The 15,200-nt window shown below is 42.4% G+C and carries 12 protein-coding genes; 8 read left to right on the top strand and 4 right to left on the bottom strand.

Features of this window, described 5'->3' with window-relative positions; all coding sequences use genetic code 11:
- Positions 1-2 precede the first annotated feature (2 nt).
- Positions 3-1,427 carry a 6-phospho-beta-glucosidase gene (locus IGI76_RS13155; RefSeq protein ID WP_231434905.1) on the top strand — a complete coding sequence of 475 codons (1,425 nt, stop codon included), beginning with the start codon at positions 3-5 and terminating at the stop codon, positions 1,425-1,427.
- 122 nt (positions 1,428-1,549) lie between these two features.
- Here IGI76_RS13155 and IGI76_RS13150 read toward each other — a convergent pair whose 3' ends face one another.
- Complete coding sequence (locus IGI76_RS13150) at positions 1,550-2,434, bottom strand: AraC family transcriptional regulator (protein WP_201688482.1); 885 nt, start codon at positions 2,432-2,434, stop codon at positions 1,550-1,552.
- A gap of 132 nt (positions 2,435-2,566) precedes the next feature.
- On the opposite strand from IGI76_RS13150, the gene bglB reads away from it, so the two are divergent.
- Entirely contained in the window at positions 2,567-3,673 is a 1,107-nt protein-coding gene (bglB, locus tag IGI76_RS13145; protein WP_081117554.1) for a beta-galactosidase BglB, read from the top strand.
- Positions 3,674-3,712: 39 nt separating this feature from the next.
- The gene (gene rhaM, locus IGI76_RS13140) at positions 3,713-4,024 is read left to right on the top strand and encodes an L-rhamnose mutarotase (RefSeq protein WP_061053170.1); all 312 of its coding nucleotides are present in this window, start codon (positions 3,713-3,715) and stop codon (positions 4,022-4,024) included.
- 155 nt (positions 4,025-4,179) lie between these two features.
- Here the strand turns inward: rhaM and IGI76_RS13135 are convergent, their stop codons facing one another.
- From IGI76_RS13135 to IGI76_RS13125, 3 genes are read right to left on the bottom strand one after another with little or no spacing between them, the layout of a single operon-like run.
- Positions 4,180-5,631, bottom strand: coding sequence for a response regulator (locus IGI76_RS13135; protein WP_005234181.1), 1,452 nt, complete (start codon positions 5,629-5,631; stop codon positions 4,180-4,182).
- Positions 5,628-7,397 carry a sensor histidine kinase gene (locus IGI76_RS13130; protein ID WP_151195168.1) on the bottom strand — a complete coding sequence of 590 codons (1,770 nt, stop codon included), beginning with the start codon at positions 7,395-7,397 and terminating at the stop codon, positions 5,628-5,630. Before IGI76_RS13130 ends, IGI76_RS13135 begins: the two co-directional genes overlap by 4 nt.
- Positions 7,366-8,022 carry a DUF624 domain-containing protein gene (locus tag IGI76_RS13125; protein ID WP_010749870.1) on the bottom strand — a complete coding sequence of 219 codons (657 nt, stop codon included), beginning with the start codon at positions 8,020-8,022 and terminating at the stop codon, positions 7,366-7,368. Before IGI76_RS13125 ends, IGI76_RS13130 begins: the two co-directional genes overlap by 32 nt.
- A gap of 264 nt (positions 8,023-8,286) precedes the next feature.
- On the opposite strand from IGI76_RS13125, the gene IGI76_RS13120 reads away from it, so the two are divergent.
- From IGI76_RS13120 to IGI76_RS13100, 5 genes are all read left to right on the top strand, one after another.
- Positions 8,287-9,597 carry an ABC transporter substrate-binding protein gene (locus IGI76_RS13120; RefSeq protein ID WP_060791387.1) on the top strand — a complete coding sequence of 437 codons (1,311 nt, stop codon included), beginning with the start codon at positions 8,287-8,289 and terminating at the stop codon, positions 9,595-9,597.
- Positions 9,598-9,786: 189 nt separating this feature from the next.
- Positions 9,787-10,746 carry a carbohydrate ABC transporter permease gene (locus IGI76_RS13115; RefSeq protein WP_016608843.1) on the top strand — a complete coding sequence of 320 codons (960 nt, stop codon included), beginning with the start codon at positions 9,787-9,789 and terminating at the stop codon, positions 10,744-10,746.
- Between the two features lie 3 nt (positions 10,747-10,749).
- Positions 10,750-11,583 (top strand): carbohydrate ABC transporter permease, encoded by an 834-nt coding sequence (locus tag IGI76_RS13110; RefSeq protein WP_005234188.1) that lies wholly within the window; start codon positions 10,750-10,752, stop codon positions 11,581-11,583.
- A 75-nt stretch (positions 11,584-11,658) separates the two neighbouring features.
- The gene (locus IGI76_RS13105) at positions 11,659-13,272 is read left to right on the top strand and encodes a glycosyl hydrolase family 28 protein (RefSeq protein WP_231434788.1); all 1,614 of its coding nucleotides are present in this window, start codon (positions 11,659-11,661) and stop codon (positions 13,270-13,272) included.
- Positions 13,273-13,695: 423 nt separating this feature from the next.
- The gene (locus tag IGI76_RS13100) at positions 13,696-14,949 is read left to right on the top strand and encodes a glycoside hydrolase family 28 protein (RefSeq protein WP_231434787.1); all 1,254 of its coding nucleotides are present in this window, start codon (positions 13,696-13,698) and stop codon (positions 14,947-14,949) included.
- Positions 14,950-15,200: the final 251 nt, after the last annotated feature.

Below are 15,200 nucleotides of genomic sequence, written 5' to 3'. Positions count from 1 at the left end.
ACATGGGATTATCAGATGATTTTTTATGGGGCGGTGCAACGGCTGCCAATCAAGCAGAAGGTGGTGTATTAGCAGGAGGACGTGGCTTATCAAATGTCGACCTCTTACCAACTGGTCCTGATCGCGCAAGAGTCGCTGCTGGTGAGTTGGAGATGTTAGAATGGCAGGAAGATTCTTTTTATCCAGCCCAAACGGCCATTGATATGTACCACCATTATATGGAAGATATTACCCTTTTTGCCGAAATGGGTTTTAAAGTGTATCGGATGTCACTTTCTTGGTCAAGGATTTTTCCAAATGGCAATGACGAAGAGCCCAACGAAGAAGGACTGCTTTTTTATGAGAAAATCTTCAAAGAATTGAGAAAACATCAAATCGAGCCATTGGTCACGATTGCCCACTTCGATGTTCCGCTGCATTTGATCAAGGAATTTGGGGGCTGGAAAAATCGTCGGCTCATTGATTTCTATGTGACCTATGCGGAAACCGTCTTCCAGCGCTATCGCGGGTTGGTCAAATATTGGCTGACGATCAATGAAATCAATATTTTGCTGCATCAGCCTTTTGTAGGTGGCGGGATCGTCTTTAAAGAAGGGGACAATCGTCAAGAAATCAAATACCAAGCAGCGCATCATCAGTTAGTCGCCAGTGCCTTAGCAACCAAAAAAGCTCATGAGATCGATCCGACCAATAAAGTCGGCTGTATGCTGGCTGGCGGCAGTCATTATCCTTATACTTGCCGACCTGAAGATTACCAAGAAGCAATCAATCGTGATCGCGAAGGCTATTTCTTTATCGATGTGCAAGCCCGAGGCAAATACCCCAATTATGCCTTGAAAAAATTTGAGCGAGAAGGCTTAACGATCAAAATGACACCTGAAGACGAGGCGATTTTAGCGGCTTCTCCTGTTGATTTTGTCAGTTTTTCTTATTACTGTTCGCGAACGGTCAGTGCCCATCCAGAAGACTATGCGCAAGCGACCGGGAATCTCTTTCCATCAATTAAAAATGAACATCTACCATCGACTGAGTGGGGGTGGCAGATTGATCCGTTAGGACTGAGAAATTCATTGAATCAATTGTATGATCGCTATCAAAAACCGTTGTTTATCGTAGAAAATGGGTTAGGGGCGATCGATACCCCTGATGAGAACGGGTTTGTCGCAGACGATTATCGGATCAACTATTTAAAAAAACATATTCAAGCCTTCAAAGATGCGGTGATGATCGACGGCGTGGAACTACTTGGTTATACTACTTGGGGTTGTATTGATCTTGTAGCAGCCAGTACCGGTCAAATGAGTAAACGCTATGGCTTTATCTATGTGGATCGAGATGATCAAGGCAACGGCACCTTGAAACGAACCAAGAAAAAATCCTTTGAGTGGTATAAAAAAGTGATCGCTTCAAATGGGGAAGTTTTATAGCATACAAAAAGAATGACACATTTCCTCGTGTCATTCTTTTTGTATTGTGTCATCTAACATCAGGAAAGGGAAGCAACAACTCTTTTTTCACGAGCCAATGATTGGCGCTTTGCAACGGCTTGCTATTTTTTCCCTACAAAATGCGCAAAACGGACAAACTGATTTTGGGCTTCTTCTTGTAAAAATTCTTTAGGTGTCAGCTGAAATTCTTGTTTGAAGCATCGTAAAAAATGGGTATAGGAGTTGAAGCCGCAAGCTTCGAAGGTGGCGGTGGCGCTTCTGGTTTTACGTAAAATTTCTTTGCTCTTTAAGAGTCGTTTCTTGACGACATAAGCATGAAAGGCGACGCCAGTTTCTTTTTTGAAGGTCCTCGAAAGCGAGTATGGGCTCATGAAAAGGGCTTTGGCGACGGTCTCTAAGGAGAGATCAGCGGTCAAATGCTGATTGATATAGGTAATGGCAGCCAAAATGTCTTTATTTTTATAGAGTGAGTCGGATAAAAACAGCGGTTCTTTTTCCTGATAGGCAATCGTATTGATGGAAATCAAAAACGCGATCAAATGATTTTGATAAAGTAAGTCGGTGCCATAATTGCTATCCGTTTTTTTGCGCAAAGGTCGCAATAGCTGGTCTAGTTGGTCGGCATCGATCGATAAAATACGACTGTTGATGCCGCCGTTGCTACGAAAACAGGCAGTGAGATCTGTTTGGGTAGTGGAGAGGGCAGTGAGATAACTAGGATTGATATACAGGTAGGTTCGCTCGAAAAAATCAGAAGTTTGATGGACGATTCGATGCAAGACATTCGGAGGAATCAAGATGATCGTACCAGGTTCTAGAGGGAATTCTCCGCCATCGATAAAGAAGACCGCTGATCCTTTTAAGGTACAGTGAATCTCATAAAAACTATGGTAATGATAAAGGGTATTGTTTTCTTCTACGATGTCTTTGATATGAAAGGCCTCAAAACGATCGTTGATCATCGTATCCGCACTTTGCTTCTCCATGATTGGCTCCTTTCGTACTCGTTTGTTTTTATCATACAAGAATAGATAGTAAAATGTCAATAACTGCTATTTTTGTGTAAATGTAAGCGTGTTACGATCAATCTATCAAAGAGAAATGAGAGGATGAACCCAATGGTGATTTTAGAACAGTTATTTGTGGAAAAACGTGTTGTAGAAGAAAAAATTGATCGCATGATCGAAAATTTAACGACGATCAAGGATGATAATGGCGAATTTCTATTAGACTTTGACGGCTTGATCGTTGATGATAAAAGCTGGGGGATTTGGAACTGGCCGCAAGGGGTGGGACTATACGGCATTTATAAAAACTACCAAATCACCAAAAATCCCAAAGCGCTCCAAGTTGTGGAAGAATGGTTTGAGCAGCGGATGTTAGAAGGCGCGCCGCCTAAAAATGTCAACACGATGGCGCCGCTTTTGGCAATGGCGTATCTTTATGAAGACACCAAAGATTCTCGTTACTTGCCGTACCTTGAACAATGGGCGGAATGGGTCATGCATGATATGCCGCGAACCGATGAAAATGGTCTGCAGCATGCGACCTATGGACCAGAAAATCGCAACCAGCTTTGGGACGATACCTTGATGATGACCGCTTTGCCTTTGGCGAAAATTGGCATGTTGCTGAATCGTCCGGCCTATATCGAAGAAGCAAAACAACAATTTATGATCCATATCAAATACTTAGTTGATAAAAAAACTGGTCTTTGGTTCCACGGCTGGACCTTTGAAGAACGCCACAATTATGCGCAAGCGCTTTGGGCAAGAGGCAACTGCTGGATCACCATTGCGATTCCTGAGATCATTGACATTCTCGACTTGCAAGAAGGAGATGCGTTACGAGGCTTCTTGATCAATACCCTCTTAGACCAACTAGCTGCCTTGCAAGAAATGCAAGATGAAAGTGGTTTGTGGCACACCTTGTTAGATGATCCTAGCTCGTATGTGGAGGCTTCTGCGACGGCTGGTTTTGCCTATGGGATTTTAAAAGCCGTTCATAAGCGTTACATTGACAAAGCTTGGGAAGATGTTGCCTATAAAGCGTTAGCCGGTTTGATCGAACAAGTCGCAGAAGATGGAGAAGTCCAAAATGTTTCCATCGGTACTGGAATGGGAGAAGACTTGGCGTACTACAAAAACATCGCGATTACAGCAATGCCTTACGGGCAATCACTGACAGTTTTAGCATTTACTGAACTATTGGTTTCATTTTGTTAAGCAGAACACCTTACGTAATAAAGAGAGGAGCAGACAAAGATGATCAAAAAAGCGATTCGGATGAAGCTACATCCTGGTTATGAAGCAGAATATGAAAAACGGCATCGCGAACTATGGCCAGAACTAAAAGAGCAGCTCATAGCACACGGGGCGAAAAGCTACCAGATTTTCTTAGATCCAGAAAGCCTTGCGTTGTTTGGCTACCTTGAGATTGAAGATGAAACCCGCTGGCAGCAGTTAGCGGCAACCGAGATCAACCAAAAATGGTGGCAGTACATGGCAGAACTTATGGAAACAAATCCGGATGATTCGCCAGTGACACAGGAGTTAAAGGAAGTCTTTACGCTGTAAGCTAGACAAAAATGTTTATTTCTTAAAACGAACACGGTCGCATCAATTGTTTGACATCAATTACTGGTTAGTCAAAGAGGTAGTTCGCTCACGAATGTGAGCGGACTACCTCTTTTGTTGAAATAGCAACACAGTCATTTCGGATAGAAGAAACGTTAAGAGAGAAGTGCTTTTTCTTGCTGCTTCAAAAATTTCTTTGGTGTCATACCGGTAATCTTTTTAAACGTTTGAACAAAATATTCGGGGGCATTACTAAAGCCCGTCATCGCTGCCACTTCGTAGACTTTGTAGTTTTTCTTCAGCAGTTCTTGTGCTTTTTGGATGCGGTATTCGGCTAATTTTTGATTGAAGCGAATCCCGGTTTCTTTGTAATAGGTTTTTCCTAAGTATTCAGGATTTAAGTACAAAAGATGGGCGGCGATCCATTTCAATGACAATGCTTCATGGTCATAATATTCTTCGATGATCAGGTTGACTTTTTGGGACAGCTGCATGTTCTCGCTATCGTCTAAGCTGCCCCGCATCAAATCGATACAGTGAAGCAGCATAAACTGGAGTTCGTGCCAATTATTCAAGAGCATGATCTTTGGGGAATAGTCATCAAAGTAGATGTCTTTTTTGATGCGATGGTTTTCAAAAATTGCCGATAACAAATCGTTGACCTGCAGCCGCAATAGTTGGACAGGGTAAAGCTCCATGCGACAGGTAGAAAAAAAGTTTTCCGTAAGAACTTGGGCTAAAGTCAGTTCGCCTTTGTCGATCAATGCCAAAAGTTTTTCACGGTATTCCATATAGAGACTATTTTCATAGACATTTTCTTGTGAGATTTGGGCTTCTTGGATGACTTCAAAGGTATCAAAATAAAACTCCTTATCCAAGTTCCGCTTGCCTAAATGATAACTGAGTAAAAATTTTTCGGGGGTTTCGACCCAGCAATTGATGGCGATCCCTTTTCCTAGATGCGCAGCCTGTACCTTCGTTTTAAAAAAAAGATTAAAGGTATTTTCCGTACTGAAGTTCAGGATATAGCCAACTTTGTTTTGATGACCGATCACCAACTCGTGATGGTTCTCATAGCTTTCGATCCGCTTGGCGATGGCGTGATAGAATTTCGAATCAAATAAGTACATACAAAATGGAAAAACGAACGATTCAGGCAGCGGTTCTTCTCCGCAGCTATTGATGTATTGTTCAATTTGTTGTTTTAAATAGAGGGTAGATTCCATTTGACGACGTTCAGAACGTTCGATCGTCTCAGCCAACGCTTCTGAAAGCTTGCTCGGAAAAACAGGTTTTTCAAGGAAAAATTTGACCCCTAAAGCCATCGCTTCTTTGGCAAAGGAGAAGCTGCCAAAGCCTGTCAAAATAATGATTTGAATCGCAGGATTGATGGCTTTTAATTTTTTGATCAAGGCAAGTCCATTGACTTTAGGCATATTGATGTCGGTAATCACGATGTCGATGGTGTTTTGCTGACAAAATGCCAAGGCTTCTTCACTGTCTGTGTAAATTCCTTTGACCACTAATGGGAAATCAAAAGAAGCAACGAGGTTAGCCACACCATTTGCTATCAAGGGTTCATCGTCAACAACGAGGATATTTTTCATGTTTCACTCACTCCTTTTAAGGGGATCACAAAGCGCACCGTCGTCTTTTTGAAGGGAATCGAGGAGACGATGGCTAAGGACGCTTGATCACCATAATGCAGTTGCAATCGTTTTTGAATATTGGTCAATCCGATGCCGCCTTCTTTTTCAATCGAGAAGTTGGCTTTAAAACCAGGGCCATTGTCAGAGACACTGACTTGGAGAAAGGTTGCTTGTTGTTCAATCGTAAGGACGAGGCGACACGTCTCCTTCATATCATTGACGGCGTATTTAAAGACATTTTCAATCAATGGTTGAATCAGTAACTTAGGAATCTTAAAGGACAAGTCATTCACCAAAATTACTTCGATATACTCGATCCGTTTCCCGAAGCGAACGTTTTGAATATTGATATAGGCGTGCACGATATCTAATTCATCTTGTAGCGTTGTGAAGTCAGACTTGGTATCGATTTTTTTTCGAAACAAATAGGCAAGGGAGGTGACCATCTCTGAGATCTGCCACTGCTGATTTTCAATGGCGATCCAGTTGATCGAGTCTAACGTATTGTATAGAAAATGTGGATCTAATTGCGCTTGCAATCCTTTAAATTCGATTTCTTGGGACAATATACGCATTTCATAATTGTCCTTGATCAAGGCATTTAATTCATCGATCATCGTATTGTAGCTTTCATAAAGGACCATGATCTCTTCTTGACTATTTTCTGGGACAGCGAGGGTCTTTAAAGAGGCCAGTTTTTTCGTTTTCCGCAGAACGGCCATTTGCGAAGCCAAGTCAGCTAAAGGGCGGGTCAGCTGATTGCTTATTTTCCGAATCACAACAATAATCAAACATAAAAAAGGCAAACTCACAGCGATGGAAAGGCCTTGTAGTTTATAAAGATCCGCTAAGACTTGGTTTTCAGGCAGTAAATAAATGAAGGTCATATTCGGCATCGTCTTCCGATCCATTGCATAGTAGTACTGGCGATTATCAAACGTCATGGAGCCGATCGATCGCTGGAAGGTTCCCATTTTCTGCTGCAAGGTATTTTGATCCGCAGCGAGGGTTTGCTCGTCATTTGCGGTACTATAAAATTGGTTCTGATACGCCATGAAAAATTGGTTTTGTTCAGAGACGATAGGAAGACTTTCGATCTCGTTACGAAAGAAGGACGTATTGACTAGAAATATCACCGTACCAATATAGGTTAAAGAAAGATCGGCTGTTGAATAGATTTTTCGCAGGTAGACACCTTGAGAAAGGTCTTTTGCAAAAAACCAACTCCCTTTGGCAGGCTTATCGGGCAAAGTCTCGATCATATCTTTGATGGTTTGGCCATTAAAGATATGGTCGGTCTCGGCTAGAAAGTTGATCATGTTTTCGTTCGTTGGGGTAAAGAGATAGACGTTTTGAATCGTTGATTCATTGCGTACGAGGGCGTTGATTTCTGCACTTAAGGCATTCTTTTGGTCGATCGCCTCTAAGGATTGCAAGGAATCTTGTGCCAAGATCCTTTGCAGGCCATTTTGGATCGGTGCACTATCGATAATGCGAAAAGAGAGGGTTTCGACGGCAGTTAAACGTTTGGCAATATTTGTTGAAATGATCGAGACATCTTTATACGCGGCTTCTTTCAGCTGCGCCATGTAGACTTGTCGCCAAACTAAGGTCAGGAGAACAGCCAATGAGACGATAATTGCCACCGTCGCAAAAAAGACAAAATGTAACTGTCGCTCAAAAGGCTGCTTTTTAAAGTGATTGATCAGCTTCTGGGACTTCATGGACACTGCCTCGCTTTGCTTGCAATTGTTTGGTTTTTTCAATCATCTGACCATGAAAAAATTCAGCGAAAAACAAGAAAATCACCAGTCCAAAGACGAGTAACAAGGAGGTTTTGGCAGTCAATAAGAGAAACAATAAATACCAGGTAAACAACAAGGCAAGGCCTTGCAGTGGGTAGCGAAAGACTAGAAAGATACTGACGTACAAGGTCTGTTTCCAAGCGTGTTGTTCGGCTTTGGCATAGGTCATAAAGCTGATGAATGCAGTGTAAAGGAGGAGAATCGTTAAAAGTAAATAGACAGGACGCAGCCAAGCCATTTCAGTCGGGAAAAAATGAGTAATCCGTAAGTTAAACAACAACAGGAGTACTGTACTTAATAGTCCAATGCCAAAAAGGGAAAAGGTGCGAAAGGCTTGCTTGTAGGCTTGCCAGAAGGCAACAGCTGAATAGTCATGACCAGTTTTACGAAAATCATGTAAACATTTGATCGTGACAGCGGTGGCAGGACCGAAGCCAAAAATCCCCAACCCTAAAAGGGTAAAGAAAAGCCATAAAAGGTTTAATTTAGCAAAATAAGCTGTTACCGTAAAAAGACGAAACAGTCCGGTTTGTATTTTTTTCATTGTTTCCACCTACCTTGTTTTTTGAAAAGTAAGCCTTTTCAACGCTAGTATAGCATAGTATATTGGAAAAAATAGAGCATGTCTGTTTTTTTACATTTTTCATCTGTTTTTCTATTTTTTTCTAGCTATTGCCGGTGAAGGCTTAGCCTTCAGCAAAAACGGCAGTCTAGTTTTTCACATATTTGCTCTTGTTTTTTCATTTTAATTAACGAGGATTTCCATTACAATCACCTTGTAAGCGCAAACAAAAAGGAGTGTAGAAGAATGAAGAAAACTTTTTTAAAAGCAGCGAGCTTGTTGTTTCTTGGTGCGACCTTAGCAGCTTGTGGCAACAACGGCAATAGTAGCGGAAGCTCAGAAGCTGATGCAGATGGGAAAACGACGATTTCCTTTACCTGGTGGGGCTCAGAAGTCAGACACGAGAAGTATATCGAATCGATCAAAGAATTTGAGAAACAAAATCCTGACATCAAAGTTGAATATGAATATGGTTCTTGGGATGACCATTGGAAAAAACTAGCAACAAAAGCGGCTTCTGGAGAATTACCTGATGTGATCCAGATGGATGTGCAGTACATTGCGCAATATGGAACGAAAAATCAATTAGCAGATATGTCGGAATTTATCGGCAATGAGATTCAAACCGATGATATCAAAGAATCGATTTTAGCAACTGGCGAGTTAGATGGAAAAGTTTTTGGCATACCAACTTCTGTCAATACGATGGCGATGCTCTACAATCCATCATTGGTAGAACAAGGGGGCACTGGGATCGACTTTAGCAATTATACCTTCGATGACCTTGTAGAAAGTACGGCAGCGATCGCTGAAGCAACCGGTGATTATGGTTGGAATGATAACAATGACAACAGTACGATTTTGCAATACTTTTTACGTACTAAAGGCGAAGATCTATACCAATACGATGCAGACGGCAAACCAGAGATCGGTTTTTCCAAAGAAAACTGGGTTGAATTTATGGGGGCTATCGCGGACCTTACGGAAGCCAAAGCAATGCCAACCGCAGAAGTGACTAGCAATGCCAACAGTATGGATCAATATCCGTTTTCACAAGGAAAAGCAGCCTATATGATGACTTGGTCCAATCAATACTTGACCTATAAGGCCTCCGCCGCAGAAGATGTCGAAATCAACTTGGCTCGTCCATTCGACTCAGAAAACGGGGCGATGGCGTATCGCCCAGGGTTCTTTTATTCGATCGCGAATGCTTCTGAATCAAAAGAAGCAGCTGCGAAGTTTGTTGACTTTTTAGTGAATAGTGAAGAAGCCAATAAGATCATCGGTACTGAGCGGGGGATTCCTTCCAATGATGCCATCAAAGAATTGCTTTATGCCGACATGACACCAGAAGAACAAGAGTCCTCTGATTTCTTAGATGATATTGCAGACATCGTCGGTGATCCATCCCCAATCCCACCAATTGGGTTTGCTGAAATCAACACGTACTTTAAAGAGCTGTACGCAGAGATCACTTATGGCACGATGACACCAGAAGAAACTTATGATGCCTTTACGCAACGCTGCGAAGAAATTTTTGCAGAAAACTATCAATAAGCATAGCTGTGGCGCCTTTACTGACTTTTTCAGTAAAGGCGTTTTTTTAGGAGAAACAATGGAGGCAAAAAATATAGGTCCTCTAGTTTTTCACATTTCTGTGCTTTTTTTTCTATTCATTCTTAAGAAGCACTTCGTTAAAATCAACTTGTAAGCGTAATCAACTATAGGAGGTAGGAAGTGAAAATTATGGAACTACAATCAAAATCACCCACGGCAAAAGAGCCTGGGAAACTCAAAAGCTGGTTTAATCGATTACCAGAATCAAAACAGAATATGGTTACAGGCTATTTATTTATCTCACCCTTCATCATTGGCTTTTTTGCTTTTATTATCGTCCCGATGGGGATTTCTCTTTTTATGTCTTTTCACGACTATGATTTATTGACAGAGGCGCAATTTGTTGGCTGGAATAACTTTAAGACGATTTTTACGAATGATCCCAAGTTTGTTCAGTCACTGACTGTTACGCTGAAATATGTTGTGTTGGCAGTCCCTTTACGGCTGATCGTCGCATTAGCAGTGGCGATGCTGATCAACCGCCCATCGAAATTAAGCGGTGCTTATCGGGTATTATTTTATATCCCTTCGATTTTAGGTGGGAGCGTGGCGGTATCGATCATGTGGCGGAATCTTTTTGGCGATTCAGGGTTGATCAATGGCGTACTAGCGGCGATCGGCTTAGACCCGATCTACTTCTTTAAAAGTCCTGGCTTAGCGTTGATGACCTTGATTTTATTAGCAGCGTGGCAATTTGGCTCGTCGATGTTGATTTTCTTATCCGGTTTGAAAAATATTCCGAAAGATTATTATGAAGCAGCGGAAATTGATGGGGCAGGAAAAATCAGACAGTTTTTCAATATCACGGTTCCAGTCCTGACACCAATCATCTTTTTCAATCTGATCTATCAAACGATCATGGCCTTTTTGACGTTTACACCTGCGTTTATCATTTCGAATGGGACGGGTTCACCTCGTAACGGCACGTTAGTCTATTCCTTGTACATGTATCAACGAGCCTTTACCGATTTCAAAATGGGCTATGCTTCAGCCTTAGCGTGGATTTTACTGGTCATCGTTGGGTTGATTACGATTCTGTTGTTCGCAACATCGAAATTTTGGGTGTTTAAAGAAAACGAGGAGGTTTGATTGATGCGTGAACAAAAACAAAATTATTTCTTTGATGCCGTGATCTTAGTTGCTGCATTACTGATGCTTTATCCGATTTTCTGGCTGCTGTTTAGTGCCTTTAAACCTAGTAGTGACATTTTTCGAACGGCAACGGAGTTGATCCCCCGAAGCTGGACGTTAGAAAACTTTACCAAAGGGTTTGAAGGGATCGCAGGGATTCCCTTCATTCGCTATATTTTCAACTCGTTGCAAATCGCGTTGATTTCAATGGTAGGGGCGGTCTGTTCTTCGGCTGTCATTTCTTATGGATTTGGTCGAATTCCTTTCAAAGGAAAAGGCTTTTGGTTTGCTTGTATCTTGGTCACGATGATGCTGCCGCAAGAGATCATCATGGTGCCTCAGTATCTTTGGTTTAATCAATTAGGCTGGCTTAACTCGATTCGTCCGGTAACCGTTCCTTCATACTTCGGACAAGCTTTCTTTATTTTCATGATGGTTCAATTCGTCTCTGCGATCCCGACAGATTTAGATGAAGCAGCAAAAATGGACGGCTGTGGACGGGTCGGTATTTTCTTCCGTGTGATTCTACCGTTGATGAAGCCTTCCTTGGCAAACGCTGCGATCTTCTCTTTCTATTGGAAATGGGAAGAACTGATCGGGCCGATGCTGTACCTTACACGTCCGCAAAACTACACGGTATCGATTGCCTTAAAGCAGTTCCTAGATGCTAGCAGCACCTCCAATTGGGGAGCGATGTTCGCGATGTCTGTCGTCTCCTTGCTGCCTGTGTTGATCATCTTCTTTATTTTCCAAAAATACATTGTTGAAGGCATCAGCACGACTGGTCTTAAATAAGTGTGGAAAAAGATATTCGCTGTTTTGGAATATCTTTTTTCTATTGAATGAATTCGTTGAAGAAAGGACAAACCGATGCAACCATTTCAAGTAATTGATTTTCATGTCGTACCAAGCACGATCGGCGCTCATCAAGCGACCCTTACTTGGGAGAAGCCGCTGCACGCCCAAGCTATTTTTGGTTATCAATTGTTTTTAGACAACGATTTGATCCAAACCAGACCAACAAACAAGACGCATTGGACGTTGACAAACTTATCTGCCGATCAAACGTATCAAGTAACGATCATCTGCCTCGATCATCAGGGGTGCCTGCTTACAAATACCGCAGTCACGACGACCTTTCGTACAAAGAAAAAAAGTGTTTTGTTAGATGTTACGCAAGCACCCTACCATGCTGATAGCGCAGGCAAAGAAGATAGTACCACCATTCTCCAGCAAGCGATCAACGATTGCCCTAGCAATGGCACTGTCTGGATCCCAACAGGGGCGGTGATCCTTTCTGGTGCTTTGGAGCTAAAAAGCAATATGATTTTTCAGGTAGATGGCACATTGCAAGCAAGCCTCGACATAGAAACGTATCGGGTTGCCCCTCACGAGTATTTAGGAAGCGTGAATCAAGAGGGCTTACCATTAAGCCGTTATGAAGGCTGGGAATTGTTTTGCTTTCGTTCATTGATCAACATTGGGTATATCGATCAAGGCGATCGAGGGCGTATCGTTTGTGAAAATGTCCGTCTTTGTGGCAAAGGAACGATCATTGGTGGCGGGAATCCATTAGGACTGGCGATGCGAAACTCTTATGCAGACCGTGAACAGTATCCAGAATATGTTTCTGATGGAAAACCTGGAAGACGAGTAAGGGGACGTTTGATCTGTATGATGCAGGCCAAAAACATCCATTTGACAGAGCTGACGTTGAGTGACCCACCATGCTGGACTGTCCATATGATTTATTGTGACACCGTTGTGACCCACGGGGTGAATATTCAGTCCAAAGGCATCGACAATGGCGATGGTTGGGACCCAGATTCTTCGCAAAACTTGCTGATTTTTGACACCGTTTTTGATACGGGTGATGATTGTATCGCAATCAAATCTGGCAAAAATCCAGAAGGAAATCAGATCAATAGACCAGCGAAAAATATTCGGCTGTTTGATTTGGCTATTCGAGGGGGACATGGCATCGCGATTGGTAGTGAGCAATCTGGTGGTGTCGAAAATATCTCCTTTCGAGATTGCCAGCTGACCAATACGCTTTATGGGCTAGAATTGAAAGCGCAGAATGATCGTGGTGGCTATATTCGTCAAGTGACAATCATCGATTGCCTGTTGGATCGTTTCATGGCTCATCCTGTTGCTTACAATGCCGATGGTCAGGCAGCACAACAGTTACCAATCATTTCGGATATTTTGGTCAAGAATACCCGTATCGTAGGGCAGAACCCTTTGGTCGAGCTAAAAGGGTTTGTCGATGAACAAACACAGCAGGTTTCACCTATCCAACGCGTTGTTTTTGAGTCAGTTGCCTTTGAATCAGCTAAAGGGCAAAAGAAAATGATTTTTGAACAGTGTCAGGAGGTCAGCTTTAAAGAGGCAGCGATCATTGATCGAGCGGCCATAAGTGACACAATAAGTTGCCAAGAAACAGTCGAACTATCCATGGTGGGGCAAAAGAAACGCACGTAGAACAAGCTTTTGAAAATGATCTGCGTTGGTTCTCCCAATGAGAAACAGTTAGGTAAGCACCTTATTTCCTCCATTGACAGGTTGCGCCTTTTTGCTTTTGTAGACAAAAAGGCGCATTTTTCTAACAAGAAAGGACGTTGCAAAAAAAGACGATTCCCAGAAATCAAAAAGAACTTTCTTTTCCCGCTAAGGGGACTATAGTAAAGAATGTAGAGAAAAAAGACGCCAAAAATACATGGGAAAAGACAACGAGATGAGCCAAGAGGAACGCTTTACTTGATGGGCAGCGCCAGTAAGAAGCACTTAGTTCTATCCAAATAAACGATAGATGAAAAAAGGTTGGCGATGCGCAAATTTTTCAAAGTCATGGATATCGACAAACCTATTTGTAGCGTAAAACAAAAGCGCAGGAGGAAAGCAAGAATGGAAGACATCACGCAATTATTGCAACGAGAAATTGACCAAGCATCAACTGTGCAGGGAACAGTGATTACACCACCCGGCGCCTATCAAATCGGCGCACTGTTTTTAAAAAGCAATGTGCACTTGATTGTCTCAGAGGATACGATTCTGTATGGTAGTCAAGAACTGACCGATTATCCCGAAGTAAATAATCGGGTCGCAGGGATCAATATGAAGTGGCCTGCAGCGATGATCAATGTTTTTCACGCAGAAAATGTCATGATCTCGGGAAAAGGAAAACTTGATGGTCGTGGAGAAACATGGTGGCAAACGTTTTGGGGAACAGATGAAGCCAGCGGGATGATGGCGGATTACGCAAAGAGAGGCTTACGCTGGGCAGCAGATTATGATTGCAAGCGTCCACGGAATATCCTTGTTTATGAAAGTCAGCAAGTAACCATCAAAGATATTTCGTCGGTACAGTCGGGTTTTTGGAATACCCAACTCACGTATTCTCACCACATATTGATCGACGGCATCACGATAGACAATGGGAAAGGGCCTAGTACCGATGGCATCGATATTGATTCCTGTGAAGAAGTCACGATTCAAAATGCTCACATTTCCTGCAACGATGACAATATCTCGATCAAGGCGGGACGTGGAGCAGAAGCCTTAGCCCAGCAAAGAAGCTGTCGGAAAATCACGATCAAAGACTGTCAGTTAGGGTACGGTTCAGGAATTGCCATTGGCAGTGAAACCTCAGGTGGGATCGAAGAGATCAAAATCCAAAAAGTCGTCTTTGAGCAAACTGGCGCAGGGTTTCGGATCAAATCCGCCAACAATCGAGGTGGATTTATACGCAAGGTCACTGCTTCGGATTTAACGATGAAGGATGTTGGCTTTCCTTTTCTCTTACAAACAAATTGGTACCCAGATTATAGTTATCCAGAACTGCCAGCTGATTATGCGGAAGAGATTCCCGACTATTGGCACAAATTGATGGCACAACCGGCTGTTCCAGTAGGTCCAGCAAAGGTCTGCGACATTACTATTGAAAACGTGCAAGCTACCAAAACAGGACAACAAAGCGTGCGTGCTTTTTTCATCGAGGCCAGCCCAGCAGAACCGATCCGCAATCTAACATTGAAAAATCTTTCCATCCATGCCGATGAGTTCGGCAAGATTGCAGGGGTTGAGAACTTAAAGATGGTGGAAACGAAGTTCACTGCGTTAGCGCCAACCTTGGATCAAAATGATGTGTATGAGCGGTAGTACTCTTTCTGTCAAATATGAATAAGTGGTGATCCGCTTAGTACTACAAAACTGATGAATTATCAAAGAAGACCAATGAGTTGGTCTTTTTTTCATGATAAGATGTTCCCAAAGCTCTAACGAATAAGAACTTCAGTACTTAGGCTATGCTTTCTATAACTAGAATTTAAGAATGATAGGAATCAGAAAAACTGCGATAATAAGATTGATTGAGCGAACTAAGAACACGAAGAACTATTTATTCTTTTTCC

The organism is Enterococcus sp. DIV2449a (assembly GCF_051711225.1).
Taxonomy (GTDB): domain Bacteria; phylum Bacillota; class Bacilli; order Lactobacillales; family Enterococcaceae; genus Enterococcus_D; species Enterococcus_D casseliflavus.
The sequence above is the reverse complement of the archived record's forward strand: the minus strand, read 5'-3'. Positions and strand labels throughout refer to the sequence as shown.

Bases quoted from the DNA above. Each gene is read 5' to 3' on its own strand.
- IGI76_RS13155 (WP_231434905.1), top strand. From the start codon at position 3: ATGGGATTATCAGATGATTTTTTATGGGGCGGTGCAACGGCTGCCAAT.
- IGI76_RS13150 (WP_201688482.1), bottom strand. From the start codon at position 2,434: ATGGAGAAGCAAAGTGCGGATACGATGATCAACGATCGTTTTGAGGCC.
- bglB (WP_081117554.1), top strand. From the start codon at position 2,567: ATGGTGATTTTAGAACAGTTATTTGTGGAAAAACGTGTTGTAGAAGAA.
- rhaM (WP_061053170.1), top strand. From the start codon at position 3,713: ATGATCAAAAAAGCGATTCGGATGAAGCTACATCCTGGTTATGAAGCA.
- IGI76_RS13135 (WP_005234181.1), bottom strand. From the start codon at position 5,631: ATGAAAAATATCCTCGTTGTTGACGATGAACCCTTGATAGCAAATGGT.
- IGI76_RS13130 (WP_151195168.1), bottom strand. From the start codon at position 7,397: ATGAAGTCCCAGAAGCTGATCAATCACTTTAAAAAGCAGCCTTTTGAG.
- IGI76_RS13125 (WP_010749870.1), bottom strand. From the start codon at position 8,022: ATGAAAAAAATACAAACCGGACTGTTTCGTCTTTTTACGGTAACAGCT.
- IGI76_RS13120 (WP_060791387.1), top strand. From the start codon at position 8,287: ATGAAGAAAACTTTTTTAAAAGCAGCGAGCTTGTTGTTTCTTGGTGCG.
- IGI76_RS13115 (WP_016608843.1), top strand. From the start codon at position 9,787: ATGGAACTACAATCAAAATCACCCACGGCAAAAGAGCCTGGGAAACTC.
- IGI76_RS13110 (WP_005234188.1), top strand. From the start codon at position 10,750: ATGCGTGAACAAAAACAAAATTATTTCTTTGATGCCGTGATCTTAGTT.
- IGI76_RS13105 (WP_231434788.1), top strand. From the start codon at position 11,659: ATGCAACCATTTCAAGTAATTGATTTTCATGTCGTACCAAGCACGATC.
- IGI76_RS13100 (WP_231434787.1), top strand. From the start codon at position 13,696: ATGGAAGACATCACGCAATTATTGCAACGAGAAATTGACCAAGCATCA.